We start from the raw sequence: 26,659 nt of genomic DNA, 5'->3' as shown, positions 1-26,659 counted from the left end.
CTGGCCGTGCGAGGCGCATCTGTCGGGCCGGACCTTGGTGCTCAGTGTCGTGCTGCTGCTGATTGCGCTGCTGGCGGTCGTGTTGCTGTCCAAGAAATTCTCGCTGGTGGTCGATGCCGTCGCGGCCAGGATCGGTGCGCCGCCTGCCTTTGCCGGACTTCTGGTCGCGCTCCTGATCCTGCTGCCGGAAGGCGTCGCGGCCGTCTCGGCGGTCCGCAAGAACGACCTCCAGAAGAGCATCAACCTCGCGCTCGGCTCGTCGCTGGCCACCATCGGGCTGACTATCCCGGCGGTCGGTGTCGCCCCCTATGCGCTCGACAAGGAACTCACGCGCGGCCTCAGCGGCCAGGGCAGCGTGCTTTTGCTCCTGACCTTCTTCCTGAGCATGCTGACCTTCGGTACGAGCAGGACCAATGTCCTGTTCGGGCTGGTCCATATGGTGGTATTTGCCGTCTATGTGTTCATGGTTTTCGTGCCTGAACCGGTTTTCCGGATGATGCCCCAGGAGAGTTCCGATGATTGCCGCCGAGTCCGAGGTTCAGATCGACAATGACCAGGTTCGGGTGACCGAGTGGCGGCTCGCGCCAAACAGCGCCACCGGCCACCACACCCACGGCATGGACTACGTCATTGTTCCCGTGGTCGCAGGGGAAATGACCATCGTGGCACCCAATGGCGAGCGGTCCAAAGCACAGCTTGCGGCCGGGAAATCCTATTTTCGCAAGGCCGGCGTTCAGCACGACGTGCTTAACGAAACCGCAACCGAGATCGTGTTCCTTGAGGTCGAGCTGAAGCCGTAATTCCGGCGTACCCCTTTGCCATTGATCTGTCGCAGTTGATCCCTCACTATGCCTCAAAGTTCCCGCATCAGATCGCGCGGGGAGTGGCCGGAATGCTGAAATACATTGCTAAAATCTCGATGGACATCTTCCCCTCGGTGCTCGCAACGATCATCGGGGCGTACATCGTTAATCATTACATCAACGCCAAGCCGGCGGCGGATGCACCCGCGGCCGTGACGGCGCCCGCCGAGGCTGGCAAGAACGGCAAGCCCGCCGATGTGGCCAACCTCCCCGCGCCCGGCGTCAAGGCCAAGGGCATTTCCGAGAAGAAGGTGACTGACAAGCCGGCGGCCGAGAAGACTGCCGATCAGCCCGCCCCGGAGTCGAAGACCTCGACGGCGGACGTGGCACCGCCCGAGGCCGCGGCGCGCGGCAAGCCGTCCGCGCGCGAGAAGGCGGTTGCCAAGTCCACCCCGGCCGTCAGTGCACCCGCTCCCGCCACCCCGGTGGTGGAGGCCAATTCAGCGCCGGCTGCTGCCACGCCGGCCGCAACCCCCGACGCCAACGATCTCGTGCGCGCCGCGATCGAGCGCCTGCGCAAGTCGCCTGAGAGCAAAGCGGCTGAGGCCAAAGCTTCCGACACAAAGCCTTCCGACAACAAGTCTTCCGAGACCAAGTCTTCCGAGACCAAGTCGCCCGAGAAGATTCAGGAGCCTGCGGTGCGTGAAGCCGCCCGCACCCCGGAGGCCCCGCGTGTCATTCCCGTGGATACGTCGTCGGTGCGTCCGTTGCCGCCGCCGATCACGGTCTCGACACCAGCAGCCGAGGCCTATGGCAATGGCGGCTCGTCGCAGGCGGGCCCGCCCTATACGGCCTCGGTCGGCAACGAGAACCCGAATCGGCTGACGCCCCCGGCTGATATTCCGGTCCCGATGATTGCGCCCCCGCTCGATCTGCGCGCCGATGCCGGAGCGTCCATGCCGCGGCCGAAGACCAATGTCGCCGACGACATGCTGTCGGGCGTCAAGTCCATGTTCCATTCCGTTCTGCCGAAGAGCGTCACCCCGGATTAAGACGGCGCCTGCGCTGCGCCAGAATCGTCAGCCGCCGACGCGGGCGAGGCCGCTGCGGGCGACGTCGTCGCGTGGACGAAGCGAGACCGCCTTGGCGTAGGACGCTGCCGCCTTGGTCCTGTCGCCCAGCCGTTCATAGGCTTGCCCGCGTATGGTCCAGACCTGGGCATTGTGGGGATCGGCCTCGGAAGCCTCATCCAGGTCGGCCGCGGCCTCCTTGACCTTGCCGAGGGCGAGATAGCTGATGGCGCGGCCGAGCAGCGGCTCGACCTTTTGCGGGTTTAGGCCGCTCGCGGCGCTGAAATCGGCGATCGCGAAATCGTGCTGGTTCTTGCCCTGGTAGATCAGGGCGCGGCCATAGAGCGCCTGCGCATTGTAGGGATCGAGTCCGACCGCGTGATTGAACTCCTCGAGCGCGGCCGCCGTCTCGCCGGACTTTGCCAGGGCCTGGGCCTTTGCCGTATGGGCCTGGGCCTCACTGACATTGCCGGCGCTGACCACGTTTTCGGCGGTCGCAGCTGCCTTGGGTGCCTCCTGCGGCTTCTCCTTCTCCGGCGTCAGCGATCCCAGGTCGAAGGAGCAGCCGCACAGCGAAATCCCCATCAAGGCCAGCGCAAACGGCTGTAGCAAGATGTGGCGTAACCGCGCCAAGCCGCGCTTGGGGAAAGGGGAGGCCATCTACGGTTCGCTCGCGCTGGTGCCGCATCGGTAGTGCCCCATCCCAGGAAGGCACCGTTCACAAAACAATAACGCGGGCCAGGGGCCCGCGTTATCAAAAACTGAAGTCTCTCAAATTCGGTAAATCAGCGCGGTCCGCGCGGACCAGCACTTGCACCGGCACCGGGGCCACCGCGACCGCCACGATCACCGCCGGGGCCGGCGCCGAACACCGGCTTCGGCTTCATCGGCAGCAGGCCTTCGCGCTGCAGCTTCTTACGGGCCAGCTTGCGTGCGCGACGCACGGCTTCGGCCTTTTCGCGGGCCTTCTTCTCGGAGGGCTTTTCGTAGTGACCGCGGAGCTTCATCTCGCGGAAAATACCCTCGCGCTGCATCTTCTTCTTGAGCGCCTTGAGGGCTTGATCGACATTGTTATCGCGAACGAGAACCTGCACGCGGCATCCTCTTCAGTGGATCGGATTTGAATTCTGGTAAGTCAAAGGGGATGGCGAAACGCACACGCCCTTAACCTTGAGGGCGCGGATGTATCAGACAAAACTTGGGATGTCCACCGGCCAAGCGGGTTTTCGGGCCAAGTTCAGCCATTAAATGAGGCAAAATACCCCTGCGCGGCCCTGATTTGGGAGATTTGACGCCAAGGGTGGGGCCGTTTCCGGAGCTTTGTTCCGGTATCTTTGAAAGCAGGGGACGACACATGGATATGAAGAAATACGCGGCCGAGGCTATCGGCACCTTTTGGCTCACATTCGCAGGTTGCGGAAGTGCTGTGATCGCAGCCGGCTTTCCGCAGGTCGGTATCGGCCTGGTCGGTGTCTCCCTCGCATTCGGGCTGAGCGTGGTCACCATGGCCTACGCGATCGGCCACATCTCAGGCTGCCATCTCAATCCGGCCGTCACCGTCGGTCTTGCCGCCGGCGGACGTTTTCCGGCCGGACAGATCCTGCCTTATGTGATCGCGCAGGTCGCCGGCGCGATCGTGGCCGCGTGGCTTCTCTACGTCATTGCAAGCGGAGCTCCCGGCTTCGACGTCAGCAAAGGATTCGCGTCCAACGGCTACGACGCCCATTCTCCCGGCCAGTACAGCATGATCGTGTGCTTCCTCACCGAGGTGGTGATGACCATGATGTTCCTGTTCATCATCATGGGCGCCACCCACGGCCGCGCGCCCGCGGGCTTTGCGCCGCTGGCGATCGGGCTCGCGCTGGTGATGATCCATCTCGTCAGCATCCCCGTCACCAACACCTCGGTGAACCCGGCGCGCAGCACGGGACCGGCGCTGTTCGTCGGCGGCTGGGCGACAGCACAGCTCTGGTTGTTCTGGGTTGCGCCGCTGATCGGGGGCGCGCTGGGCGGGGTGATCTATCGCTGGCTCAGCGACGAACCCACCGGCGTCGTCGCTGGCGCAAAGACGGTGTAATCGCAAAGCGGGATCGCGGCATGCGCCGCGGTCCCGTCAATCGCCGGTCGTGGGTCGCACTTCGGTGACATGCCCCATCTTGCGGCCGGGGCGCGGTGCGCCCTTGCCGTAGATGTGCACGGTCGCGCCCGGCACGCTCAGCCACTTGTCATATTCGTTGATCTCGTCGCCGATCAGATTGGTCATGGTGACGACCTCGCCGTGGCGCACGGGCTTGCCGAGGGGCCAGCCGGCAATGGCGCGGATGTGCTGCTCGAACTGCGAGACGGATGCGCCGTCGAGCGTCCAGTGTCCGGAATTGTGCACGCGCGGAGCGATCTCGTTGACCAGCACCTTGGGTCCGGTGCCGTTGGCGAGCACGAACATCTCGACGGCAAGCACGCCGACATAATCGAGCGCGCCCGCGATCTTGCCGGCAATGCTGCGCGCTTCCTCGGCGAGCACGTCCGGGATCCGGGCGGGCGCTCGGGAGATCTTCAGGATGTGGTCGCGGTGCTCGTTTTCGGTGACGTCGAAACACTCGACCTGGCCTGTCGCGGAGCGGGCGGCGATCACGGAAATCTCGCGTTCGTACGGCACGAAGGCTTCCAGGATGGCCGATTTGGTGGCGAGACTGGTCCATACTTTCGCGACGTCGTCGCCCTCGCGGATGATGGCCTGGCCCTTGCCGTCATAGCCGAAGCGGCGGGTCTTCAGCACCGCCGGAAGGCCGATCCTGGCGATAGCCTCGCGCAACGACGGGACCGAGGTGACGTCGGCATAGGCTGCGGTGCCGATGCCCAGCCGCGTCACGAAATCCTTCTCGGCGAGCCGGTCCTGGGTGGTCTCAAGGATCTTGCGGTTGGGCAGCACGGGACGGCGCGCATCCAGCACCATCGCGGCCGCGGACGGCACGTTCTCGAATTCGTAGGTGATGACGTCGACGTCGTTGGCGAACAGCTCGAGTGCTTCGACATCGGCATATTCGGCGCAGGTCGCATTCAGGACGACGTCGAAGGCCGGTGAATCCGGATCGGGCGAGAACACCTGGCAGCGCAGGCCGAGCCGTGCCGCCGCCATAGCCAGCATCCGCCCCAATTGTCCGCCGCCGAGGATGCCAATGGTGTCGCCGGGCTTCAGCTTCACCTGCTTTGCGTCAGTCACGCCTTGTCCTCCGGGCGCTCGGCCACGGCCTCGGTCTGCGCCTTGCGCCAGGCGGCGAGGCGATCGGACAAGGCCGGGTCGGATAAGGCCAGCACGGCGGCCGCCAACAGCGCCGCATTGATGGCGCCGGCCTTGCCGATGGCGAGGGTGCCGACCGGGATGCCTGCGGGCATCTGGACGATCGAATAGAGCGAATCGATGCCCTTCAGCGTCCTGGATTCGACTGGGACGCCGAACACGGGCAGTTCCGTCAGCGCTGCCGCCATGCCGGGCAGGTGCGCAGCGCCGCCCGCGCCGGCGATGATGACCTTGTAACCGGCCCCCTTGGCGCCCTTGGCGAACGCAAACAGCCGATCGGGGGTGCGGTGTGCCGAAACGATGCGAGTGTCGGCGACAACGCCGAGCGCTGCAAGCGTGTCGGCGGTATGCCGCATCGTGTCCCAGTCCGACTGGCTTCCCATGATGATGGCGATTGGCGCGGTCATGACGTCAATTGTGCTCGAAAAACAGGAAGATAGGCCAGATTAGCGGTTCCGGCCGGTTGCTCGCAAGGCGGTGGCAAGGAGAAGGGAATGCACTATCCTGTCTTGGTGAATCCCCGCAAGCCTTCATTGAGCAGGATGCCCATGAAGAAACCAAAAAGGGCGAGCGCTGCGAAGGCCAAAAAGGGCCCGAAAACCAGCGCCGGTCGCTCCAAAGTTGCTCCCAAGCGTCTGGCCAAGAGTCGGGCCAAGGGCCCGGCCAAGCTTCCGGCGCGGCGTGGAGCGTCGGCCGCTGGCGGCGCCAAAGGGGCCATGAAGCCGGCCGTCAACGCGACCATCCGCGACCTCCGGAGCAAGCTCAAGGGGGCGCTGCGGCGGGTCGCGGAGCTCGAGGCAGCCGCCGACACCGACTTCCTGCTGGAAATTCCGAACCGGCGCGGCTTCGAACGTGAGCTCGCTCGCGCCGTCGCCTACATGAAGCGCTACCGCGCCAGCGGCGCGCTGATCGTCCTCGACGTCGATCGGCTGAAGCCGATCAACGATTCCTTCGGCCATGCGGCCGGCGACGAGGTGCTGAAGGCGATTGCCGCCACGCTGACGCGGCAGATCCGCGCCTCGGACGTGGTGGGCCGCCTCGGCGGCGACGAGTTCGCGCTGCTGCTCTGGAATCTCAGCGAGACCGACGCCAAGGCGAAGGCCGCGGCTTTCGAGCAGGCCGTCGACGAATTGTCCTTTGTCTTTCGCGGCCAGCACGTGAGCGCGGGCGCTTCCGCCGGCGTCGCCCTGCTTGGAGTGCAGTCCGACTCCACGCGGGCCCTGGAGGAGGCCGATGCCGCCATGTATGTGCGCAAGGCGCACCGGCGGCACGAGCCGCGCATCAGGCTCGTCAGCAGCTAGTTAAAGTGTGCCGAGGTCTTTCGGTACGTTGCCGAAGCTGCGGAGCAGTTTGGCGTCGCCGAATTCGCCGGTCATGGGATCGCCGCTGCGGCTGAACGCGACCGCGCCGGTGTGGCCGGCGCCGCGCGACATGATCTCGGCGCGCCGTAGCGCGGCCGCCGCGCTCTGGCATTCCTCGGCCGCACCTGCGACCGGCGAGCCGTCCTCGTCGGTCAGGAAAGGTAATGCAACGTAATAGGTGACATCGGACATGGTCGGCTCCGATAGCTGACAGTCAGGCGGCGCTACTCTTGCTGCGCGAGGTCTCCGGAATGCAGCCTGCGGAAACCGCCGCCTGCAATTCCTCCAGCTCGGCCTCCAGATATTCATTGGCCATGATCAGCGCCTTGATGGTGCTGCGCAGATTGCCGTCGCACATCGCGATCGCCTGATCACAGGCTTGTTCATAATGGCCGTTGTCGAGAAGGGCGGCTGCCGACATTTGCGTTTTCCTTGGACGGTTTTCCCGGGGGCGGTGGTGCCAAAATGTTCTTATTTTGTTCCTTTCGAGTCAAGCGGATTCACATGCGGCGGGTCGCCGTGAGCTGTCCTCCTGTGGATCAGGCGATGATGTCGGGCGTGATCTGGTCTTCGATGAACGCGATACGGTCACGCAACAACAGCTTGCGTTTCTTCAACCGCTGTAACCGCAACAGGTCGGGGGCGGGCGATTGATGCAGTGCATCGATCGCCGCATCAAGATCTCGGTGTTCCTGGTGCAACCGGGCGAGCTCGGATTCGAGTTCGCGCGCATCTTCATTGGTCATGTCTGCGGTGGCCGAAAAACCGATAGGCGTGAGATTAAGGCTGTGGATGCCCTGTGGAAACTATCGTCCTTGCGCGCCGTGATCGCAAGCGATCTCAGGCTGTCCCGCGTCGATCTCCCGCGGGATATTTCTGCGGTCGCTCCGACGTTGCGCAAGCGCATTGATATCACGGATTTTTCCCGCGTGGTTCCCTTACTCACGCTTCGTTACATATGAATTTTCAAAAATGACAGTGCGACGACGGATATCCATCGACAGAACGAATCGGTGATGTACACTTCGTCGTCCGGTCGAATCCAAGGTTCACCCCTACCGAGGAGGTTTCGAATGACAATTCAGGCACATCTGGTTGAATTGGAACGGAAGCACAAAACTCTCGAAAACGAATTGCACGAAGCTCTCGTGCACCTTTCAACAGACGACCTGCAAATTGTTGAGTTGAAGCGCCGGAAGTTGATGGTCAAGGACCAGATCGAGCGTCTCAGGCACGGCGACACGCTCCACTAGTAACCCCGTAACAGCGCAGAGTTGATCGCACCCTTCAGGCAGGGATGGGAGCCTTCGCGCTCATCCCTGCTGCAAGGCGCGCAGCGTGCAAGGATTTGCGCGGCTCTAGCTTATTGTCTGGACGCGCTTCTTTACGCGCAACCGGAATCCACTTCGCTTTAAACCACTAGATGTTCGCGAGCTCGGCGACGTGATCCGCGATCGCGAGCGATGACGTCAATCCGGGCGACTCGATGCCGAACAGATTGATCAGGCCTTCGACGCCGTGATCGCGCGGGCCCTGCATCAAGAAATCCTGCGTGGCCACCGCCGGCGGCACGATCTTCGGGCGGATGCCCGAATAGCTCGGCATGAGCGCGCCGTCAGGCAGCGTCGGCCAGTATTTGCGGATCGCCGGGTAGAAGCGCTCGGCGCGTGCCGGGTCGACCTCATAGTCGATCGTCTCGATCCACTCGACGTCGGGGCCGAAACGTGCCTGCCCGGCCATGTCCAGCGTCAGATGCACCCCTAGCCCACCGGGCTCGGGCACCGGATAGATCAGGCGCGAGAACGGTGCCCTGGCATTGCAGCTGAAGTAGTTTCCCTTGGCGAGGTAGGCCGTCGGGATCCGTTCCAGCGGCATGCCCTCGATGTTGCGCGCCACGGGGGTCGCCGAGAGCCCGGCGGCGTTGACGAGGAGGCTGCATTGCAGCGTCATCGGCGCTTCGCCGCCCGCCTCGATCTCGATGACGCCGGCGGTCGCCTTGGCACGGATCAGCGGGGTGTGAAACGCGAAGGCCGCGCCCGCGTCCTCGGCTTCGCCGCGCAGCGAGAGCATGTAGGCGTGGCTGTCGATGATGCCGGTCGACGGCGACAGCAGCGCGGCGTCGCAGGCGAGCGCCGGCTCCAGCGCACGTGCCGCATCGCCCGTGAGCAACTGCATGTCGAGCACGCCGTTGGCCTCGGCATGCGCCTTGATCGATTGCAGCTTCTCGGTCTCTTTCGGATTGGTCGCGACGATCAGCTTGCCGCAATTCCTGTGCGGGATGCCGCGCTCGGAACAGTAACGATAGAGCGCGTGCTTGCCGTCGACGCACATGCGCGCCATCCAACTTCCGGCGCGGTAGTAGATGCCGGCATGAATCACCTCGCTGTTGCGCGAGGAGGTGATGGTGCCGATGGCCTCGGCTTGCTCGAGCACGATCACCTCGCGCCCGGCTTGCGCCAGCTTTCGAGCCACCGCGAGCCCGATCACGCCGGCTCCGATGACGACGCAGTCCACCCTATCCATGGTTGTGCAGGACGTCCGCTCGAAGCGACGAAGGCCTCACGCCTGGGAACGGCGGCGCGGGGGCGTTTTCCGTTAAGGAAGCATTTATCATGTCAGGGCAATTGCCGTATTTGATGCCACATTTTTCCGTTGCTCGTACAGGCGTTTACCCGATCCAAACCCGCCAGGCCAGACAATCCGACGTTGAAATCGCGGGTGGCTGATGGCTGAGAAGAACTGGCACGCGGGCAGCGCGCTTCCGATTGCGATGCAGGCCGTCGTGTGCCTGGCCGCAGCGGTCGCGCCTGCGCGCGCCTTTGCCCTCTCCGACAGCTTCAGCCCTCCGAGCTACCTCGGCCACCTCGATCCCAACGTGATCTGGGAAGCCCTGATCGCGGGAATTGTGATCTGTTCGTTCTTCGCCGCGATCGCGCTATGGATCCATTCCTCACTGCGCCGGACTAGGCGTTTGCAGCTGCGGCGCAATGCCTTTGTCTCCTCCGCCATGAACAACCTCAACCAGGGCGTGGTGATGACGGATGCGCAGCGGCGCATCATCTTCTGCAACGACCGCTATCTCGATATCTACGGCTTGATGCGGTCGGACATCTGGGCCGGAATGACCGGCCACGACATCCTTGAGCTGCGGCGCCAGCGTGGCGTGCTCGGCGGCGCTTCCGACGACGAGTTCTATGAGAAGGCGGCAAGCCCGAACGGCCTGATAACCGAACTGCCGGACGGGCGGGCCATCCTGGTGAAGTATTTCGTGCTGCCCAACGGCGGCTCGGTGGCGACCCATCTGGACGTCAGCGAGCAGCGCAGGCTGTCCCGGCAGCTCGCCTCCACCAAGCAGTTCCTGGAAACATTGCTGGACCACGTACCGGCCTGCGTGGCGGCGAAGAACATCGAGGATGGTCGCTACATTTTCGCCAATAGCGCCTATGAGCGCTTCTGGGGTTTCTCACGCGATCATGCCGTCGGCAAGAACGCCCGCGAGCTGTTTGCGCCCATCTCGGCGGACAGCATCGAGGCGACCGACCGGGCGGCACTCGATTCGCCGGACGGCCAGTTTCGCAACGAATTCGAGGTCGACCGCGCCGGTGAGCGGCGCATGGTTGCCTCGATCCGGATCGTGGTCCGCAACGAGAGCAACAAGCCCGAATTCCTGATGCTCGTGTTCGAGGACATCACCGATCGCCGCTCGCTGTCGAAGGAGCTGGAGAGCACGAAGAAGTTCCTGGAGCTCGTGGTCGACAACATCCCGGTGGCCCTGATCGTCGAGCAGGTCAAGGACGGCCGCTACCTGCTCGCCAACCGCAGCGCGGAGACGATCCTCAACCGCAGGCGCGAGGAAGCCACGGGCCTGACCGCGTCCGACATCTTCAATCCCAAGGAAGCCAAGCTGATCATCGCGCGCGACGAAGCCGCGATCAAGAAGCGTGGGATGATCACCGAAGAGCACCCGATCTCCACCAAGGACGGGCTGCGGCTGTTCCTCACCCGCCGCGCCACCGTGCTGGGCGACACCGGCGAGCCCCAATATCTGATCAAGACCCACGAGGACGTCACCGATCGCCGGCAGACCGAGTCGCGCATGGCGCACATGGCCTATCACGACGGTCTCACCGATTTGCCGAATCGTGCCGCTTTCCTGCAGGCGTTGACCCAGATGATCGAGGCCTGCGAGGGCACCGGCGAGGAGTTCGCGGTTCTGTGCGTCGATCTCGACGGCCTCAAGGAGGTCAATGACGTCTTCGGCCATGCGCACGGCGACAAGCTCCTGGTCGAGGTGGCCCAGCGGCTCCAGGATTCCGCGCGCGGCGGCGTGGTGGCGCGCCTGTCCGGCGACGAGTTCGGCCTGATCATCGACGGCAAGCAGCCGGAGGCAGGCCTCGCGCTGGCGCAGCAGATCGGTGATGCCGTTGCCAAGGAATTCCAGATCGACGGCCGCCCGGTCCGCGCCGGTGTCACCACCGGCATGTCGATCTTCCCGCACAACGGCGCCGACGCCGCCTCGCTGCTCGCCAATGCCGGCGCGGCGCTGTTCCGCGCCAAGCAGAAATCGCGCGGCACGATCAGCCTGTTCCAGCCGGAGATGGACCAGCAGATCCGCGATCGCCGCGTCCTGCACCAGGACCTCTCGATGGCGATCAAGAATGGCGAGCTCTCGCTCGCCTTCCAGCCGCAGGGGACTGCGGGCCACAGCGTCGCCGAGAGCGAGATCATCGGCTTTGAGGCGCTGGCGCGCTGGCAGCACCCGGTGCGCGGCCAGGTTTCCCCGGCCGAATTCATTCCGATCGCGGAGGAAAGCGGCCTGATCGTCGAGATGGGCGAGTGGATCCTGCGCGAGGCCTGCCGCGAGGCCGCCTCCTGGCCGACGCCGCTTCAGGTCGCGGTCAACCTGTCGCCGGCGCAGTTCATGCACGGCGACGTGGTCGGGCTCGTCCATTCCATTCTGATCGAGACGGGTCTCGCACCCGGCCGGTTAGAGCTTGAGATCACCGAGGGCGTGCTGATCGAGGACTTCGATCGCGGTCTTGCGCTGCTGCGCCGGCTCAAGGCGCTCGGCGTGCGCATCTCCATGGACGATTTCGGCAGCGGTTATTCGTCGCTGAGCTATCTCCAGGCGTTCCCGTTCGACAAGATCAAGATCGACCGCGCCTTCATCATCAATCTCGGCCGTAACCCGCAATCGGCGGCGATCGTGCGCGCGGTGATCGATCTCGGCCATGGCCTGGAAATGTCGATCGTCGCCGAGGGCGTCGAGACGCTGGAACAACTCGTCTTCCTCGCCGAAGAAGGCTGCGACGGCGTGCAGGGCTATCTGCTCGGCAAGCCCCTGCCGATCGGGAAATATGCCGGCCTCGTCGGTCGCGCCGAAGTCATGGAGCTTGCGCTCAAGACCGGCTAGTGATGGTGGGCGCTTCGTTCGCTCCCATTCGACGGTTTCATGGCGGATTACGACCTTGCGATCATCGGCGGCGGCCTGAACGGTGTCAGCCTCGCGCGCGATGCCGCCGGCCGCGGCCTGCGGGTCATCCTGTTGGAGCAGGGCGATCTGGGCGGCGCGGCGTCCTCGGCAACCCCGCGGCTGATCCACGGCGATCTCTCGGTGCTGGAACGGCGCGGCTTCCGGCGGGTGCGCCGGGCGCTCGCCGAGCGCCGGACCTGGCTCCGGATCGCGCCGCATCTGGTTCGGCCGATGCGCTTCGTGATCCCGGCGCATTCCGACGAGCGCCCGCCATGGCTGCTGCGCCTCGGCCTGCTCCTGTACGACAGCCTCACCAGCCGGAGCGGCCTGCCTGCAACGGCGACCCTCGACATCACGCATCATCCGGTCGGCAACGCGCTGAAACGACCATTCGGCACGGCTTTCGAATACTCGGATTGCGTCGTCGACGATTCCCGACTGGTGGTGCTCACGGCACTGGGTGCGGCCGAGCGCGGCGCCGTGATTCGAACTGGAGCGCGCTGTGTGCGTGCCGATCGAACCGACACATGGCGGCTCGCGGTGGTCGACCGCGGCCATCGCCACGCGATCACGGCCCGGGCACTGGCCAACGCCACCGGCGGATGGACGTCGATGGTCGCCGAGACCGTGCTGCGGCAGCCGCAACCCGCCATGGCGGCGATGCAGATGAGCCAGATCATCGTCCCGCGGCTGTTCGATTCCGATAACGTCTACGTCTTCCAGAACAGCGATGGCCGGCTGATCTTCGCGAGTCCCCTCGATCGCGACTTTACGCTGATCGGCACAGTCACGCACGATTTCACGGGCGATCCCGCGATCGTCGCGATGCGGGGGGCCGACGTCGGCTATCTCTGTGAGGCGGCCAGTCGCTATTTCCGCGAGCGCGTCGCCCCGACCGACGTGGTGCGGGCGGTCTCCGGCGTCAACCTGACGCTTGCGTCCGCGCGCCAGCGTGACGGCACCACGCTGTTCCACGCGCGGCGGCGCAAGGCGCCGCTGATCACGATGTTCGGCGGCGACGTCACCACCTCGCGCCTCCGCGCGGAGCGCGCGGTGACGAAGTTGACGTCGTTCTATCCGATGTCGCCGCCCTGGACCGCAGGCGCTGCGCTGCCGGGCGGGGATTTCGCCTGGGATCGTTTCGATACCGAGGTCGATCTTGCGCGTGACCGCTGGCGCTTTCTCTCGGAGACGCAGGCCCAACGCTTCGTCGCGGCCTATGGCTCGCGGCTGCCGGCTGTGTTCGGTGAGGCGAAGACCCGCGACGATCTCGGCCCGGCCTTCGGGCCCGAGTTGACGGGCGCCGAAGTGCGCTATCTCATGGCCCACGAATGGGCGCGTTTTCCCGAGGACATCCTGTGGCGCCGCTCCAAGCTCGGCCTGACAATGTCGGCGGAGGGATGCGATGCGCTGGCTGTGTTCATGGCGAATCCGACGTGAACGAACCGCCTCTAACCGGTTGAGTGAGGGACGATCGGCCGCTAGCGTGCGGCGGGATTGAGGTTGGCAGGGACCATGACTGACGAGTTGCCGAGAACAGACACCGCTGCGGATCCGGTCGGAGAGACGCAGTTCGCGGCCAGCGAGCCGCTGCTGCGCATCGAGGGCGTCGCCAAGACCTTCGGGACGTTCCGGGCCGTCGACGGCGTGTCGCTCGACATCAAGACCGGCGAGTTCTTTGCGCTGCTCGGCCCCAGCGGCTGCGGCAAGACCACGCTTCTGCGCATGCTGGCCGGTTTCGAAGCGCCGGATCAAGGACGCATCCTGCTCGGCGGCAAGGACATCGCGCAGGCGCTGCCGCATGAGCGGCCGATCAACATGATGTTCCAGAACTATGCGCTGTTTCCGCATCTGTCGGTGCGCGACAACATCGCCTTCGGCCTGAAGCGCGCCGGCATGGCGCGCGCCGACATTGCCATGCGTGTAGCGGAGATGGTTGCTCTGGTGAAGCTCGACGGGCTCGAGAAGCGCAAGCCCGACCAGCTCTCCGGGGGGCAGCGCCAACGTGTGGCGTTGGCGCGTGCGCTGGCGCGGCGGCCGCAATTGCTGTTGCTCGACGAGCCGCTCGCGGCTCTCGACAAGAAGCTGCGCGAAAGCACCCAGGGCGAGCTGATGGAGCTTCAGCGTCGGCTCGGCATGACCTTCATCATTGTCACCCACGATCAGGAAGAGGCGATGACAATGGCGAGCCGGATCGGCGTGATGAGAGACGGCAAGCTCGCGCAGGTCGCGAGTCCCCGCGAGCTCTACGAGGCGCCACGCTCGCGCTGGATCGCGGAGTTTGTCGGCGACGTCAACCTGTTCGACGCCGAGTCCAAATTGCGCGACGGTCATCGCCTGGTGATAGGCACGCGCGATGCGGGACCGCTGGTGGTGGCGGAGCCGCGCGAGCCGTTCGGCGAGGTCAGATTATCGGTTGCGATCCGCCCCGAAAAGGTCAAGCTCTCGCGCCGTGGTCCGGTGAGGGAAGCCGGTCATGAAACGGCGATCAACCAGCTCGACGGCGTGATTGCCGACATCTGCTATCTCGGCGGCACCACCACCTACAAGGTGAAGCTCGACGCCGGCGGGATGGTGCAGGCTTCGGTCGCCAACAGCGCGCGCCTCGACGTCGACGCCTACAGCCTGAACCAGCCTGTCGTCGCCTGGTTCACGCCCGACGACTGCGTGGTGCTGCCGTCGTGAGCGCGCGCCGCATCTTCGCGCGACCGGCTCGCCTTGCCGCGATCGCGCCCTATGTCTGGATGGTGCTGTTCTTCCTGGTGCCGTTCGGCTTCGTGCTGAAGATCAGCCTGTCGCAGACGGCGATCGCGCAGCCGCCTTACGAGCCGGTGTTCGACCTGATGGCGGGATGGGGGGCGCTGAAGACCGCCTTTGCCGCGTTGTCGATCGACAATTTCAGGCTGCTCGTCTCCGACGACATCTACGTGTTCGCCTATGTGCGTAGCCTCATCGTCGCCGTCACCGCGACCGCGCTGTTGCTCCTGATCGGTTATCCCATCGCCTACGGCATGGCGCGGCTGCCGACGCGCTGGCAAGCCGTGGCGATGGTGCTCGTGATCGTGCCGTTCTGGACCTCGTTCCTGATCCGGATCTATGCCTGGATCAACATCCTCCAGCATGACGGCCTGCTCAACCAGATCCTGCTGGCGCTGCATCTGGTCAGTCAGCCGGTGGTGTGGCTCTCCACCGACAGCGCGATGTATATCGGTATCGTCTATTCCTACCTGCCGTTCATGATCCTGCCGCTCTACGCCACGCTGGCCAAAATGGAGCCCGCGCTGGAGGAGGCCGCCTCCGATCTCGGTGCGCCGCGCTGGCAGGTGTTCTGGCTGGTCACCTTCCCGCTGTCGCTGCCCGGCGTCGGCGCCGGCGTGCTGCTGTGCTTCATCCCCATCGTCGGCGAGTTCGTCATTCCGGATCTCCTGGCCGGCTCCAATGCGCTGATGATCGGCCAGACGCTGTGGCTCGAATTCTTCACCAACAAGGATTGGCCGGTCGCCTCCGCCGCGGCCATCGTGCTGCTGCTGGTGCTGCTGGTGCCGCTGCTGCTATATGAACGGCTGCAGAAGCGGCAGCTGGAACAGGGGCGGTGAGGCGATGCGCAAAGTCTCCCGCCTGTCCCGCTTCAACGTCGCCTCGCTCGCGCTGGGTCTGGCCTTCCTCTACCTGCCGATCCTGATCCTCGTCGTCTATTCCTTTAACGCCTCGCGCCTGGTGACGGTGTGGGGCGGCTGGTCGCTGCGCTGGTATCACGAGTTCTTCAATGACCGTGCCATGATCGAGGCGGCCTGGATGAGCCTGCGCGTCGCGGTTTCGTCGGCGACCATTGCGACCCTGATCGGCACGCTCGCCGCATTGGCGCTGTCGCGGGGCGAGCGATTCCGCGGCCGCACCCTGTTCTCCGGCATGCTCTATGCGCCGCTGGTGATGCCGGAGGTGATTACCGGGTTGTCGCTGCTGCTGCTGTTCGTGGCGCTGAACGCCGAGCGCGGCTTCTGGACGGTCACGATCGCCCATACCACGCTGACGATGTGCTTCGTCGCCGTCGTCGTGCAGTCCCGCCTCGGCTCGCTCGACCGCTCCTTGGAAGAGGCCGCGATGGACCTCGGCTGCGATCCGGTGCGCGCGTTCGTGGCCGTGACGCTGCCGCTGATCGCGCCCGCGATCGTCGCGGGCTGGATGCTCGCCTTCACGCTGTCGCTGGACGATCTCGTGATCGCGAGCTTCACCACCGGCCCGGGCTCGGCGACGCTGCCGATCCGGATCTATTCGGAGGTGCGGCTGGGAGTGAAGCCCGAGATCAACGCGATCTGCACGCTGGTGATCGCCCTGATCGCGGTCGTCATCGTGATCGCCTCGCTCGCTTCGAAATTGTCGAGCTCGCAGGGCGAAAGCGCGGCGCCGTTGTGAGAGGGGAGGCGATGATGATTTTCGCCTATCAGGTCCTAGTGCATACGCCGGTCTGGGTCTTCGCACTGCTTGCCTATCTCATCTGGCAAGGTGTGCAGGCGATGCAGCCGCGCACGACGCCGATCTGGCGTGCGCTGATCGTGCCAGTCGTGTTCATCGTCTGGGGGATATCCCGGATCGGCTTCGGGCATCAGGACAGCGCATGGCCGCTGGTCGCATGGTTTCTGGCCGCACTCGCGCTGCTGCCGCTAGGCGTGCGGACGCCGCGCCCTTTCGAACTGGATCGCGCGACCGGGCAGATCATCCGGCCGGGCAGTCCAATTGGTCTGGTCCGCAACCTGATTGTCTTCGCCTCGCAGTATACGGTTGGCGTGATCTCGGCGATCGATGCCGGCGATCGTGCGCTGGCCGTCATCGTCGGTCGCACCATCTCGGGCGCGACCGCGGGCTATTTCATCGGCTCGACGATCGCGCTTCTGATCGCGTATCGCCGCAAGAGCGCGGCCGATGTTTAGGACTTCACCGCACCTGCCGTGAGCCCGCCCACCATGTAGCGCTTGAAGGCGTAATAGACCGCGGCCGGCGGCAGCGCGTAGATGAAGCCGGTGGTCATCAACAGCTCCCACGGCGAGTCGTCGGCGGCGAGGAAGTTGCCGAGCGCGACCGGCAGTGTGATGTCGGTGTCCTTGGACAAGAGCAGGAACGCGTAGAGATATTCGTTCCAGGCCAGCAGCACGGCATAGGTGCCGATCGCGACCAGCGAGGGCATCATCAGCGGCACATAGACCAGGCGGAACAGCTGCAGCGTGGTCGCGCCGTCCATCACGGCGGCCTCGTCGAGCTCGACCGGCAGCTTGTCGGACGCCTGCTTCAGCACCCAGATCGCATAAGGCGAGGCGATCGTCACCATGGCTAGGATCAGCGACCAGTGATTGTTGAGCAGGCCGTAAGTGCCCATGGTGCGGTACATCGGCACGGCGAGGAACGCCGCCGGGATGAAGTAGGTGAACAGCGCGAGATTCATCACCCAGCGGCCGCCCGGCACCTTAAGCCGCGAGATCGAGAATGCGGCGGCGGTCGCGATGAACAAGGTCAGCGCGCCGGCGGCCAGTGCGATCACAGTCGAGTTCCAGAACTGGATCCAGAAGTCGCGCAGGAAATAGTGCTCCTGGTAGAACACGATGTGGAAGTTGTGCAGCGTCGGATGATCCGGCCACAGCTTGCCCGAGAACGCGTCCTCCTTCGGCGAGATCGCGAAGAGGAACATGTGGTAGATCGGAATCATGGTCCAGATGAAGACCGGGATGCCGATCAGCAGGAGCTTGGCTTCGGTACCAACTTCGCGGAGGGTGGGAAGCTTCATCGCGACAACCGTTTCATCATGAAGTACATCAGCGGCAGCACGAACGGTATCGCGCAGACGATGGAGGCCATCGCAAGCGAGAGCTGGTCGAGCCGGAGATAGCGGATGCCGAGCGTCGACAGCACATGCGTGAGGTCGGCCGGCCCGCCGCCGGTGAGCAGATAGACGCTGTTGAAGTCGCCGAGCGTCCAGATCATCGAGAGCAGCGTGCAGGTGACGTAGAGCATCTGCATCGACGGCCAGGTGATGAAGCGGAATTTCTGCCACGGACTGGCGCCGTCGACTTCGGACGCCTCGTACAGATCCTGCGGGATCGCGAGCCGCCCGGTCAGCAGGATCAGCGTCCAAAACGGCAGCGACTTCCAGATATGCACGGCGATCGCCATGGTCAGCGCGACCGTCGGGTCGTTCAGCCAGTTCGGGCCGTCATCGCCGGTGAGGGAGAAGATGAAATGGTTGACCATGCCCCATTCCGGATTGAGCATGAAGCGGACCGACAGGATGGTCGGGATCGACGGCACCGCCCAAGGCAGGATGAAGATCACCGACAGCCATTTGATCCAGGGGCGCTGCTGCGCGAAGAAGCCGGACAGGAACAGCGCGATCAGCATCTTCACGTTGATGCCGATGACCAGGAAGATCAGCGTGTTGACCGCGGCGCGCGCGAAGATCGGGTCGTTGTACAGAGCGACATAGTTCGCCGGATTGCGCGCCAGCCACAGGCCGTAGCCGACGGGATAGACGACGAAGGCCAGGAAGACGAGTAGATAGGGCACAAGCAGCAAGATGCCCCAGACCTGCTGCGTGGTAAGGCGCGCCGACAGGGGAGGGGCCGGAATTGTGTCTGAGCCGGAAAGTGTGATCGCCATATCGCATACCCACCGAAAGCAACCGGTCGCGGAGAGCCGCGACCGGTATTAGCATATACCTTATTGCAGTCCGGGATCAGCCCGCGACCGCCTTGATGCGAGCGATCAGCTCGTCGACCGCCTTGTCCACCGGCACCTTCTCGCTGACGACGCGGTTCATCGCCTTGGCCCAGACGTTCTCGTTGTTCAGGATGGTGAACTTCCAGTTCTTGGTGAAGTCGAACGGGGCGGTGCCGCCCTTGAACTGCGCGTAGACCGCCTTGCGATGCCGGTCGGCCTGCCAGAACGGGCTCTCCTGGCTTTCCTTCGTCACCGGGAACCAGCGGCCGAGCGCACCCTCGATATAGGGCCGGACGTTCTCTTCCTGGAGCAGGAAGGCGATGAACTGCTTGGCCTCGGCCTTGTTCTTGGCCACGGAGAAGACCAGTCCGGTCTTGACGTCCGAGCGGTAGCGGATCGTCGAACCGTCCGGAGCCTTCGGGAAGGACGCGGTGATAATGTCCTCGCCATAGGCCTTCTTGCCGGCTTCGCGCTGCTCGGGCGTGAGCGCCTGGTTCTGGGAGTCCTCGAACCACTTCGCCGCGATCGAGATCGTGAAGTTGTGGGTCATCACGATGGTCTTGTTGTGGAACGCGACGTTGTTGTCGGGATCCTTCCAGGTCGTCGAGGACGGCGGGGTGCAGCCCTTGATGTAGGTGTCGGTGTAGTCCTTCATCGCCTTGATCAGGTTCTCGCGGACCTTGGGATCGTCGACCGTGAGCTTGCCGTCGTCGTCGACCAGCTTGACGTGATAGGCATCCATGAAGGTGTAGAACGACTGGAAGGCGTCGGTGGATTCCACGCCCATCGGCTGGCCGACGCCGTAGACGCGCTGGCCCGTCGCCTTGCGGATCCCCGGTTGCACCTTGTCGCACCAGAACGTCCAGTAGCCTTCCCAGTCGGTCGGGATGTCGGCGAGCTTGAAGCCGGCCTTCTCCAGCATGTCGTTCCAGATCTCGACATGCATGCTCTGCTGCTTCAGCGGGAAACCGTAATAGGCCTTCTTCTTGGTGACGTCGTTATAGAGGATCGACGCATCCAGCGTGTTCTGCACGAACCGATCCTTGATCGGCTCCATGATGTCGGAGAGGTCCTCGAGCCTGCCTTCGTAGGCCCACTTGCCCTGCACCTGCACGTCGTAGGTGTCGGAATAGGCAACATCGGGCACGGTGCCTGAATCGAGTGCGGCGACCGTCTTCGGAATCATGTCCTGGATCGCGTACTGCGACAATTCGACCTTGATGCCGGTCTTGGCTTCGAACTTCTTGATCGTCTCGAGCAGCGCGTCGTCTTCGGAGCGGTAGAAGCCCTTGCCCCACCAGACCGTAATCGTCTTCTGCTGCGCAAATGCGGGTGCAGCGGCTGCAAACAGCCCGGCCGCAGCGACCGCCAGTGATACTGCGCCAATAACCTTGGATTTCACGTTTTTCTCCCTCAAACGGCCGGTGTTTTTAACCGGTCGTATAAAACACTAGCGCATGGCCGTGATACGATCTAGCGGCTTGTTGTCAGACATAGGTCGTGGGGGTGTCGGGCGAGAGGAGATGCTTAATGTGCGCATCGATCCAATCGCTGCATCAATTCGCCCTGATCAATTCTGCGTCGATCGGCTGGTGCCGCTTGATCGCCGTCCTCAGTTGGACTTCGCGCCCTTGGCGTTCTCCGCTGTCGGCGCTTCGGCCGGTGCGGGACGTTTTCCGGTCCCGGTGATACGCTCGATCGCGGAGCGCACCGCGTCGCCCGGCTTGCGGTCTTTCAGCATGTCGAGCAGGGGCGCTGAGGCCGGCGAGCGGCGGATCAGGCTTTCCGGGTCGGGGAACACCAGGGGATCGTCCCAGGGGCCCTGCACGACGAAGGGCAATTCGAACCCCGACGCGCTGTTGAGGCTGGCCACGCCCTTCATGTCGTATTCGCGCGCCGGCACCGATGCGGTGCCGGTCATTGTGATCTTCGCCGCCGGTCCCTCGACGCGGATGTCCTCGGCGGTGGCCACGCCATCGGAGAACTTCACCGCGATAGTGAGATTGTCGTAAGGGGTGGAGCCGTTGCGGAAATTGCCGCCGCCGGACAGCGGCCGCCGCTCGAGCCGCTTCAGGAGCTGCTCGGCATTGAAGCCGGAGATCGCGCCGTCATGCCCGGTCACGGTGGCGCTGCCGTCGAGCGACTGCACGAGGCCGAACGGGCTCGAGCCGGACGCGAGGAGCGAGACGTTGATGTTGCCGCGCCCGGACAGCTTGTTGATACCGAACAGCTCGGAGGCGCAGGCCTGAAGGTCGACGTCGGTGAACTGGAACTGCGCCTTGATGTCGGCGACGGTGTCGGAGCGCGCGATGCCGAAAGAGCCCTTGGCGATGCCGCCATAGACCTGGGCTTCGCCGACCGAGAGCGCCAGCGTGCCGTTGCGCAGATTCGCGCCGATCGCGGTGCGGCCGAGTTTCGACGCCCCGACCGTCAGCTTGGCGGCCGACAGGCGCATGTCGAGGTCGGTGGTCGAGAGGGCGTTGAGGTCGAACAGCTGCCTGTTCCAGTCGCGCGCGCCGCTGGCGAGCAGGCGGAAGGTCGAGATATAGGGCGTGAAGTCGAGCGCGTCGGCTGCAAGCGTCGCCTGCAGCGTCTGACGGCCGTTATTGGCGTAGGTCATCACGCCCTCGGCGGTGTTGCCGTCGAGCTCGACATTGACGTTGGTGAGCGCGATCGAGGCGCCGACGACATTGGCCCTCGCCTTCAGCGCGAAGCGGCCGAAGCCGCCGCTGGCGGGCTGCGGCTGGCCGGTCCAGCGCAGCGCGTTGCGCAAGGACGGGCTGTCGATGGTGAGCGTGCCCTCCATCATCGGGCTGGTGCGGTTGGCGACGCTGCCGTCGAAGGCGAGCTTGAGCGGTGCGCTCGCGATCCGCGCCTTCAACCCCGAGCGCTCGCCGGAGAGCGCGGCGACGAAATCGGAAAAGCTGATCGAGCCGTCGACCCGTTCGCCGCGCCAGTCGAACTGTCCGGTCGCGGCGAAGGAGCGCGAGATCGAGGGCCAGGCCAGCGACAGGTCGATGTCCTCGAACTTCTCGGTGCCGTGCGTGGCAGCGTCCTCGTAATCGAGCACGCCGTCCTGGATCCGGATCTCGGAGAACGACACCTGATTCTCGGCACCGGGCTTCATGGTGCGCGCGATGGTCTGGATGAACGGCGTCCAGTTGCTCTCGCCGTCCGGCTTCAGGCTGACATGGATGCGCGGCCGCAGCAGCGTCAGGTCGGCGATCTCGAACCGTTGCAGCAGCAGCGGCAGCAGCCGCAGGTTCGCGGTGAGCACCTCGACATGGAGCGCGGGATCGCTGGTGCCGCCGCCCTTCAGGCCGACGTCATGGAAAGAGATGTAGCTTGCCGGCAGCACCGAAATGTCGATCGCGCCTGCGACATTGACCTCGAGTCCGGTGACGTCGCGGATCTGCGTTTCCACCGCCTTGCGCAGTGCGTCGCGATTGATGAGCCATGAGGTAGCGATCAGGGCGATCAGCGCCACGCCGAGCAGCGCCGCGATCGGCGTCCCGAGGCGCTTCATTCCTTGGGCCATGGTCAATGGCATGTCCTGATCGGGTTGGTCGCTGGAGCCAGAAGGCGGGCCGGGAAACCTGCGCGCCCCCACGCCCAAGACCTATTGTGTTAAGTGCCGCAACTTGATGGGTTTTCTTGTCGCTTTCAAGGCCACGGGAACGGTTGCGCCCACGGCTTGGGCAGCTTCTATCACCCAGGGGCGGAGCGGAGAACCCCGTATCATTGACGGCTTCGGACGATTTCGCCTAATAATCGCCGCCAATAAGGCGCGACGCCTGCAAGCCGAAGGTTCACTCGAAGGTTATTTGCATGAATAAGGTCTATCCCGACGCCAAGTCGGCTCTCGAGGGCGTTCTGAAAGACGGCATGATGATCATGTCGGGCGGCTTCGGCCTCTGCGGCATCGCCGAGACGCTGTCGGACGCGATCCGCGACTCCGGCGTCAAGGACCTGACGGTGGTTTCGAACAATGCCGGCGTCGACGGCATTGGCCTCAGCCGCCTGCTCGAAACCCGCCAGATCAAGAAGATGATCTCGTCCTATGTCGGCGAGAACAAGCTGTTTGCCCAGCAATTCCTCGCCGGCGAGCTGGAACTCGAATTCAATCCGCAGGGCACGCTGGCCGAGCGCATTCGCGCGGGCGGCGCCGGCATTCCGGCCTTCTACACCAAGACCGGCGTCGGCACGCTGATCGCCGAAGGCAAGGAAGTGAAGGAATTCGACGGGCAGAAATACCTGATGGAGCGCGGCCTGTTCGCCGACCTCGCCATCGTGCACGCCTGGAAGGGCGACACCGCAGGTAACCTCATCTACCGCAAGACCGCGCGCAACTTTAACCCAATGATGGCGACCGCCGCTAAAGTCACTGTGGCCGAGGTCGAGCATTTGGTTCCGGCCGGCGAACTCGATCCCGACCACATCCACACGCCCGGTCTTTTCGTCAAGCGCATCGTCGAGGTCGGAACGGCCAAGAAGCGCATCGAATTCCGCAACACCCGCCCGCGCACCGCCGCTTAAGCGTATCAGGAGAACCACATGGCCTGGACCCGTGAACAGATGGCTGCGCGCGCCGCGAAGGAATTGCGTGACGGCTACTACGTCAACCTCGGCATCGGCATCCCGACGCTGGTCTCGAACTACATCCCGGACGGCATGGACGTCAGCCTCCAGAGCGAGAACGGCATGCTCGGCATGGGCCCGTTCCCCTATGAGGGTGAAGAGGACGCCGATCTCATCAACGCTGGCAAGCAGACCGTGAGCGAGCTGCCGTCGACCTCGTATTTCTCGAGCGCGGATTCCTTCGGTATGATCCGTGGCGGCCACATGGATCTGTCGATCCTCGGTGCGATGCAGGTGGCCCAGAACGGCGATCTCGCCAACTGGATGATCCCCGGCAAGATGGTCAAGGGCATGGGCGGCGCGATGGATCTCGTCGCCGGCGTCAAGCGCGTGGTCGTTGTGATGGAGCATTCGGCGAAGGACGGTCCAAAGCTCCTGAAGCAGTGCAATTTGCCGCTGACCGGCGAGCGCGTGGTCGACATGGTCGTGACCGATCTGGCCGTCTTCACCATCGACAAGCACGGCAACGGCGGTATGGCGCTGATCGAGCTCGCCGACGGCGTCTCGCTCGACGAGGTCAAGGCCAAGACCGAAGCCGAATTCCGCGTCGCACTGAAGAACACGTAAGGTTTTCGCGAAGGGGGCGCGCATGACGATACGGTCTGCGCGTCCCGAAGACGCCGATTTCATCGCGCAAACCATCCTGTCATCGCAACGCGGCTACCGGCCGCGCGGCTGGTTCGACGTTGCGCTCGGTTTGCCGGAGGCGCAGTGCCGCGAGTTCGTCGCGCGCATCGTGGTCGCGCGCGCGGTGTCGATGTGGCACGTCTCGGAATTTCTGGTCGCCGAGATCGATGACAAGCCTGCGGCTGCCTTGTGTGCGCTACCGGCGGCCGGCACGGGACCAGCAGCTTGGCGTGCCATCGAAGAGATCGCTGCCGCGACCGGGCTCGCCCCGCCTGAGCTTGCCGCCATCCGCCAACGTGGCGGCTACACGCGCGCCTGCTGGGTTCAGGGCGATGAGGGCGATTGGATGATCGAGTATGTCGCGACTGATCCCGCCTATCGTGGTCGCGGTCTCGTGCAGTCGCTGATCGCGCATGCGCTGGAGAAGGGGCGGGCGGCTGGATTTGCCCGGGCGACAATATCGTTCCTGATCGGCAACGAGCCCGCCGAGCGCGCTTATGCCAAGGCCGGCTTTGTCCTTGCCGAGGAGAAGCGCGATCCTGCCTTCGAGGCGATCATCGGTGCGCCGGGCTTTCGCATGTTCGCGCGGGCGATGTGAATTCCCGGCGTCGTGCTGGCGAAGGCCATGACGCTACGATCACTCACGACCTCGCCGCCCACGTCTTGCTCCACCGCGCCGATACGCTGGCGACCCAGGACGTTTCCTCTCGCACCAGGCGGAAGCCGAGATTGGCAGGCGGTACGCCTTGCGCGCAGCCGCCGGCGCGGGCGTCGCGGATGAAATCCGTGACATAGGCGCGGTGGGCACCTTCGGCGACGCGCACGCCGCAGTTCACGGTCGGTTTGCCGGTATTGCCGGCCGCGTCGGTGCGCGAGCGCACGAAGCAGGTCGAGGTCCACTCCCAGACATTGCCGGCGAGATCTTCGATGCCGTGCTCGTTCGAACCGAACTTGCCGAACGGATAGGCGGTCGTGTCGAAGAGGTCGCGCTCGGATTCACGCTCGTAGCGACCGATCCAGCGCTTCGATGGATCTGCTGCGTCCACCGGAAGGCCGTCATCTCTGAATCTGGAGCCGGCCGCAAAAGCCCATTCCGCGTCGCTCGGCAGGCGGTAGCTGTGACCGGTCTTGCGCGAGAGCCAACCCGCATACGCCTCGGCATCGTGCCAGCTCACCTGCACCGCGGGTCGATCGGAGGCGATGGCCACGCCGCGATCAAGCGCGCGGCAAGCTCCCTCCCGCACGCAAATCTGATAGTCGGATGACGAGACCTGATGCCGCATGATGTGCAGCGGCCTCTCGAAGCGCATCGCGCGCAGCGGCGCTTCCGCTTGCTGTCCGGCACGCGTGAAATCGCCGGCCTCGCGATAGGACAGGCTGCCTGGCGCGACCCTGACGATGGCGGGCTCCGTCGCGGTGCCGTGGGTCCCGATGTCCGATACCAGCGGCGCCACTGCGATCGGCCCCGCAAGCCCGGCGGCGCAGGCGAGTAGCAGCTTCAGCTTGAATGCGATCAGCATGGTCGTTCCCCATGAAAAAGGGGCCGGTCATCACCGGCCCCTCGTCGCGTCTAGTTGGTGTTGGGGGGCGGGATATCGGCAGGAGCCTTCACCTGCGTCATCAGATCGTGGTTCCATTTGCCTTCGACCTTGAAGTGCGCGGTGGCGCCGAGGTCGGCGGCCTCGATCAGATTGTGCGTGACATAGGCGTAGATGCCGGGCTGCATGAACTTGTACAGCGCAGCGCCCGCCGAGCCGCCGCGGATGAACCAGGTCTCGAGCCCCGTCTCCGGCGCGTTGGAGAACTTGCCGGTCTCCCAGACATAATCGCCATGGCCGCCGATCAGATGCGGACGGCTGTCGCGATTGGCCTGCGAATGCACGATCAGCACGTTCTCGCCGACATTGGCGGTGAGCGCATTCTTGCCGGTGAGCGCGCCGACCTTGCCGTTGAACACCACATGGGAGGGGATCAGCTTCTTCATCACCTCTTCGGTGTCGGTGAAGGCTTCGCCCGGCGATTCATAGGATTTGAAATTGCCCTTGTCGTCGCGTGGCACGTACATGTCCTGCTCGCCGACATAATAGACCTTGTCGTATTTCAGTGCGTGGCCCTTGCCGTCGTTGAGGCCGTCACGCGGCAGCACCATCACGGCACCGTTCATGCCGGAGACGACGTGCCAGGGGATCATCGGGCCGCCCGGTGCGCAATGGTAGACGAACACGCCGGTCTTGGTCGCCTTCCAGCGCAAGACGACCTGCTCGCCGGGATTGACCAGCGTGAGCGCACCGCCGCCGAGCGCACCGGTCGCGGAATGGAAGTCGATGTTGTGCGGCATGGAGTTGGATGCGGGATTGACCAGCGTCGTTTCGACGTAGTCGCCCTCGTGCACGACCATCATCGGACCCGGCATCGAGCCGTTGAAAGTCATCGCCTGGAAGGTGGTTCCCTTCTCGTCGATGACGACTTTCTTCTCCTCGATCGTGAGCGTGAATTCCACGATCTTGGGGCCCTGCTTGGTCGCTTGCTCATGCGCGTGCACGAACGGCGGAGCGACCAGCTCGACCTTCTGGCGCGGCAGTTTGAGATCGTCGGCAGCCAAGGCGGGTGTCGCCAGCATCAAGGCGGTGGCGGCGGCGCTGATCAATGCGGCTCGGCGGGTGAACATCGGAAGCATCCTTCAT

At 64.4% G+C, this 26,659-nt stretch carries 28 protein-coding genes and 1 pseudogene; 15 read left to right on the top strand and 14 right to left on the bottom strand.

All coding sequences use genetic code 11. From position 1 onward, the window contains the following. Positions 1-13: 13 nt before the first annotated feature. The 3 genes and pseudogenes from IVB45_RS30525 to IVB45_RS30515 all read left to right on the top strand — a co-directional run. Positions 14-478: pseudogene (locus tag IVB45_RS30525) on the top strand (ionic transporter y4hA); the annotation flags it as partial. Positions 479-515: 37 nt separating this feature from the next. Further along, a complete protein-coding gene (locus IVB45_RS30520; RefSeq protein WP_027570360.1) occupies positions 516-800 on the top strand; it encodes a cupin domain-containing protein in 285 nt (94 codons plus the stop codon). 92 nt (positions 801-892) lie between these two features. Then, on the top strand, positions 893-1,855 hold the full coding sequence (locus IVB45_RS30515) for a hypothetical protein (RefSeq protein ID WP_247358273.1): 963 nt from the start codon (positions 893-895) through the stop codon (positions 1,853-1,855). Positions 1,856-1,882: 27 nt separating this feature from the next. Here IVB45_RS30515 and IVB45_RS30510 read toward each other — a convergent pair whose 3' ends face one another. After that, complete coding sequence (locus IVB45_RS30510; protein ID WP_247358274.1) at positions 1,883-2,533, bottom strand: tetratricopeptide repeat protein; 651 nt, start codon at positions 2,531-2,533, stop codon at positions 1,883-1,885. 125 nt (positions 2,534-2,658) lie between these two features. Continuing rightward, positions 2,659-2,967, bottom strand: coding sequence for a 30S ribosomal protein S21 (gene rpsU / locus IVB45_RS30505; RefSeq protein WP_007596265.1), 309 nt, complete (start codon positions 2,965-2,967; stop codon positions 2,659-2,661). 260 nt (positions 2,968-3,227) lie between these two features. Here rpsU and aqpZ point away from each other — a divergent pair, with 260 nt between their 5' ends. Further along, positions 3,228-3,950: an aquaporin Z gene (gene aqpZ, locus IVB45_RS30500; RefSeq protein WP_247358275.1), complete on the top strand. Its 723-nt coding sequence runs from the start codon at positions 3,228-3,230 to the stop codon at positions 3,948-3,950. Between the two features lie 36 nt (positions 3,951-3,986). Here the strand turns inward: aqpZ and IVB45_RS30495 are convergent, their stop codons facing one another. Together IVB45_RS30495 and purE are read right to left on the bottom strand one after the other, a co-directional pair. Continuing rightward, entirely contained in the window at positions 3,987-5,093 is a 1,107-nt protein-coding gene (locus tag IVB45_RS30495; protein ID WP_027570364.1) for a 5-(carboxyamino)imidazole ribonucleotide synthase, read from the bottom strand. Beyond that, the gene (gene purE / locus IVB45_RS30490; protein WP_247358276.1) at positions 5,090-5,578 is read right to left on the bottom strand and encodes a 5-(carboxyamino)imidazole ribonucleotide mutase; all 489 of its coding nucleotides are present in this window, start codon (positions 5,576-5,578) and stop codon (positions 5,090-5,092) included. Before purE ends, IVB45_RS30495 begins: the two co-directional genes overlap by 4 nt. Before the next feature lie 141 nt (positions 5,579-5,719). Between purE and IVB45_RS30485 the strand changes: the two genes are divergently transcribed. Further along, positions 5,720-6,472, top strand: coding sequence for a GGDEF domain-containing protein (locus IVB45_RS30485; protein ID WP_247358277.1), 753 nt, complete (start codon positions 5,720-5,722; stop codon positions 6,470-6,472). Here the strand turns inward: IVB45_RS30485 and IVB45_RS30480 are convergent, their stop codons facing one another. The 3 genes from IVB45_RS30480 to IVB45_RS30470 form a co-directional block, all read right to left on the bottom strand. Next, on the bottom strand, positions 6,473-6,724 hold the full coding sequence (locus IVB45_RS30480) for a hypothetical protein (RefSeq protein WP_247358278.1): 252 nt from the start codon (positions 6,722-6,724) through the stop codon (positions 6,473-6,475). A gap of 22 nt (positions 6,725-6,746) precedes the next feature. Then, positions 6,747-6,953, bottom strand: a complete 207-nt coding sequence (locus IVB45_RS30475; RefSeq protein WP_027519981.1) for a hypothetical protein — start codon at positions 6,951-6,953, stop codon at positions 6,747-6,749. A 118-nt stretch (positions 6,954-7,071) separates the two neighbouring features. Continuing rightward, positions 7,072-7,278, bottom strand: a complete 207-nt coding sequence (locus IVB45_RS30470; RefSeq protein ID WP_027519980.1) for a DUF465 domain-containing protein — start codon at positions 7,276-7,278, stop codon at positions 7,072-7,074. A 327-nt stretch (positions 7,279-7,605) separates the two neighbouring features. On the opposite strand from IVB45_RS30470, the gene IVB45_RS30465 reads away from it, so the two are divergent. After that, a complete protein-coding gene (locus IVB45_RS30465) occupies positions 7,606-7,785 on the top strand; it encodes a DUF465 domain-containing protein (protein WP_007596254.1) in 180 nt (59 codons plus the stop codon). Positions 7,786-7,951: 166 nt separating this feature from the next. Here the strand turns inward: IVB45_RS30465 and IVB45_RS30460 are convergent, their stop codons facing one another. Beyond that, positions 7,952-9,055, bottom strand: coding sequence for an NAD(P)/FAD-dependent oxidoreductase (locus IVB45_RS30460; RefSeq protein WP_247358279.1), 1,104 nt, complete (start codon positions 9,053-9,055; stop codon positions 7,952-7,954). Between the two features lie 202 nt (positions 9,056-9,257). Here IVB45_RS30460 and IVB45_RS30455 point away from each other — a divergent pair, with 202 nt between their 5' ends. The 6 genes from IVB45_RS30455 to IVB45_RS30430 all read left to right on the top strand — a co-directional run bounded on the left by IVB45_RS30455 (position 9,258) and on the right by IVB45_RS30430 (position 16,933). Beyond that, positions 9,258-11,945 carry an EAL domain-containing protein gene (locus IVB45_RS30455; protein ID WP_247358280.1) on the top strand — a complete coding sequence of 896 codons (2,688 nt, stop codon included), beginning with the start codon at positions 9,258-9,260 and terminating at the stop codon, positions 11,943-11,945. A 39-nt stretch (positions 11,946-11,984) separates the two neighbouring features. Beyond that, the gene (locus IVB45_RS30450) at positions 11,985-13,445 is read left to right on the top strand and encodes a glycerol-3-phosphate dehydrogenase (RefSeq protein ID WP_247358281.1); all 1,461 of its coding nucleotides are present in this window, start codon (positions 11,985-11,987) and stop codon (positions 13,443-13,445) included. Positions 13,446-13,520: 75 nt separating this feature from the next. After that, positions 13,521-14,690 carry an ABC transporter ATP-binding protein gene (locus IVB45_RS30445; protein WP_247358282.1) on the top strand — a complete coding sequence of 390 codons (1,170 nt, stop codon included), beginning with the start codon at positions 13,521-13,523 and terminating at the stop codon, positions 14,688-14,690. Further along, the gene (locus IVB45_RS30440) at positions 14,687-15,601 is read left to right on the top strand and encodes an ABC transporter permease (protein ID WP_247358283.1); all 915 of its coding nucleotides are present in this window, start codon (positions 14,687-14,689) and stop codon (positions 15,599-15,601) included. The genes IVB45_RS30445 and IVB45_RS30440 overlap by 4 nt, the downstream gene beginning before the upstream one ends. Before the next feature lie 4 nt (positions 15,602-15,605). After that, positions 15,606-16,418, top strand: coding sequence for an ABC transporter permease subunit (locus IVB45_RS30435; RefSeq protein WP_247358284.1), 813 nt, complete (start codon positions 15,606-15,608; stop codon positions 16,416-16,418). Between the two features lie 11 nt (positions 16,419-16,429). Beyond that, positions 16,430-16,933 (top strand): DUF6622 family protein, encoded by a 504-nt coding sequence (locus IVB45_RS30430; protein WP_247358285.1) that lies wholly within the window; start codon positions 16,430-16,432, stop codon positions 16,931-16,933. Here IVB45_RS30430 and IVB45_RS30425 read toward each other — a convergent pair. The 4 genes from IVB45_RS30425 to IVB45_RS30410 all read right to left on the bottom strand — a co-directional run bounded on the left by IVB45_RS30425 (position 16,930) and on the right by IVB45_RS30410 (position 22,248). After that, positions 16,930-17,781: a carbohydrate ABC transporter permease gene (locus IVB45_RS30425; protein WP_027570375.1), complete on the bottom strand. Its 852-nt coding sequence runs from the start codon at positions 17,779-17,781 to the stop codon at positions 16,930-16,932. The genes IVB45_RS30430 and IVB45_RS30425 overlap by 4 nt on opposite strands. After that, on the bottom strand, positions 17,778-18,650 hold the full coding sequence (locus IVB45_RS30420) for a sugar ABC transporter permease (protein WP_211394722.1): 873 nt from the start codon (positions 18,648-18,650) through the stop codon (positions 17,778-17,780). The genes IVB45_RS30425 and IVB45_RS30420 overlap by 4 nt, the downstream gene beginning before the upstream one ends. Before the next feature lie 76 nt (positions 18,651-18,726). Next, complete coding sequence (locus IVB45_RS30415) at positions 18,727-20,112, bottom strand: ABC transporter substrate-binding protein (protein WP_247358286.1); 1,386 nt, start codon at positions 20,110-20,112, stop codon at positions 18,727-18,729. 210 nt (positions 20,113-20,322) lie between these two features. Beyond that, entirely contained in the window at positions 20,323-22,248 is a 1,926-nt protein-coding gene (locus IVB45_RS30410) for an AsmA family protein (RefSeq protein WP_247359163.1), read from the bottom strand. Between the two features lie 290 nt (positions 22,249-22,538). Between IVB45_RS30410 and IVB45_RS30405 the strand changes: the two genes are divergently transcribed. From IVB45_RS30405 to IVB45_RS30395, 3 genes are read left to right on the top strand one after another with little or no spacing between them, the layout of a single operon-like run. Further along, on the top strand, positions 22,539-23,246 hold the full coding sequence (locus IVB45_RS30405) for a CoA transferase subunit A (RefSeq protein WP_007596238.1): 708 nt from the start codon (positions 22,539-22,541) through the stop codon (positions 23,244-23,246). 18 nt (positions 23,247-23,264) lie between these two features. Continuing rightward, positions 23,265-23,915, top strand: a complete 651-nt coding sequence (locus tag IVB45_RS30400; protein WP_027570379.1) for a CoA transferase subunit B — start codon at positions 23,265-23,267, stop codon at positions 23,913-23,915. 22 nt (positions 23,916-23,937) lie between these two features. Next, on the top strand, positions 23,938-24,573 hold the full coding sequence (locus IVB45_RS30395; RefSeq protein WP_247358287.1) for a GNAT family N-acetyltransferase: 636 nt from the start codon (positions 23,938-23,940) through the stop codon (positions 24,571-24,573). A 43-nt stretch (positions 24,574-24,616) separates the two neighbouring features. Here the strand turns inward: IVB45_RS30395 and IVB45_RS30390 are convergent, their stop codons facing one another. After that, positions 24,617-25,495 carry an SUMF1/EgtB/PvdO family nonheme iron enzyme gene (locus tag IVB45_RS30390; protein WP_247358288.1) on the bottom strand — a complete coding sequence of 293 codons (879 nt, stop codon included), beginning with the start codon at positions 25,493-25,495 and terminating at the stop codon, positions 24,617-24,619. A gap of 50 nt (positions 25,496-25,545) precedes the next feature. Further along, a complete protein-coding gene (gene nirK / locus IVB45_RS30385) occupies positions 25,546-26,643 on the bottom strand; it encodes a copper-containing nitrite reductase (RefSeq protein WP_247358289.1) in 1,098 nt (365 codons plus the stop codon). Positions 26,644-26,659: the final 16 nt, after the last annotated feature.

This window comes from Bradyrhizobium sp. 4 (assembly GCF_023100905.1).
GTDB lineage: Bacteria > Pseudomonadota > Alphaproteobacteria > Rhizobiales > Xanthobacteraceae > Bradyrhizobium.
This window is presented reverse-complemented; position numbering and strand designations above follow the sequence as displayed.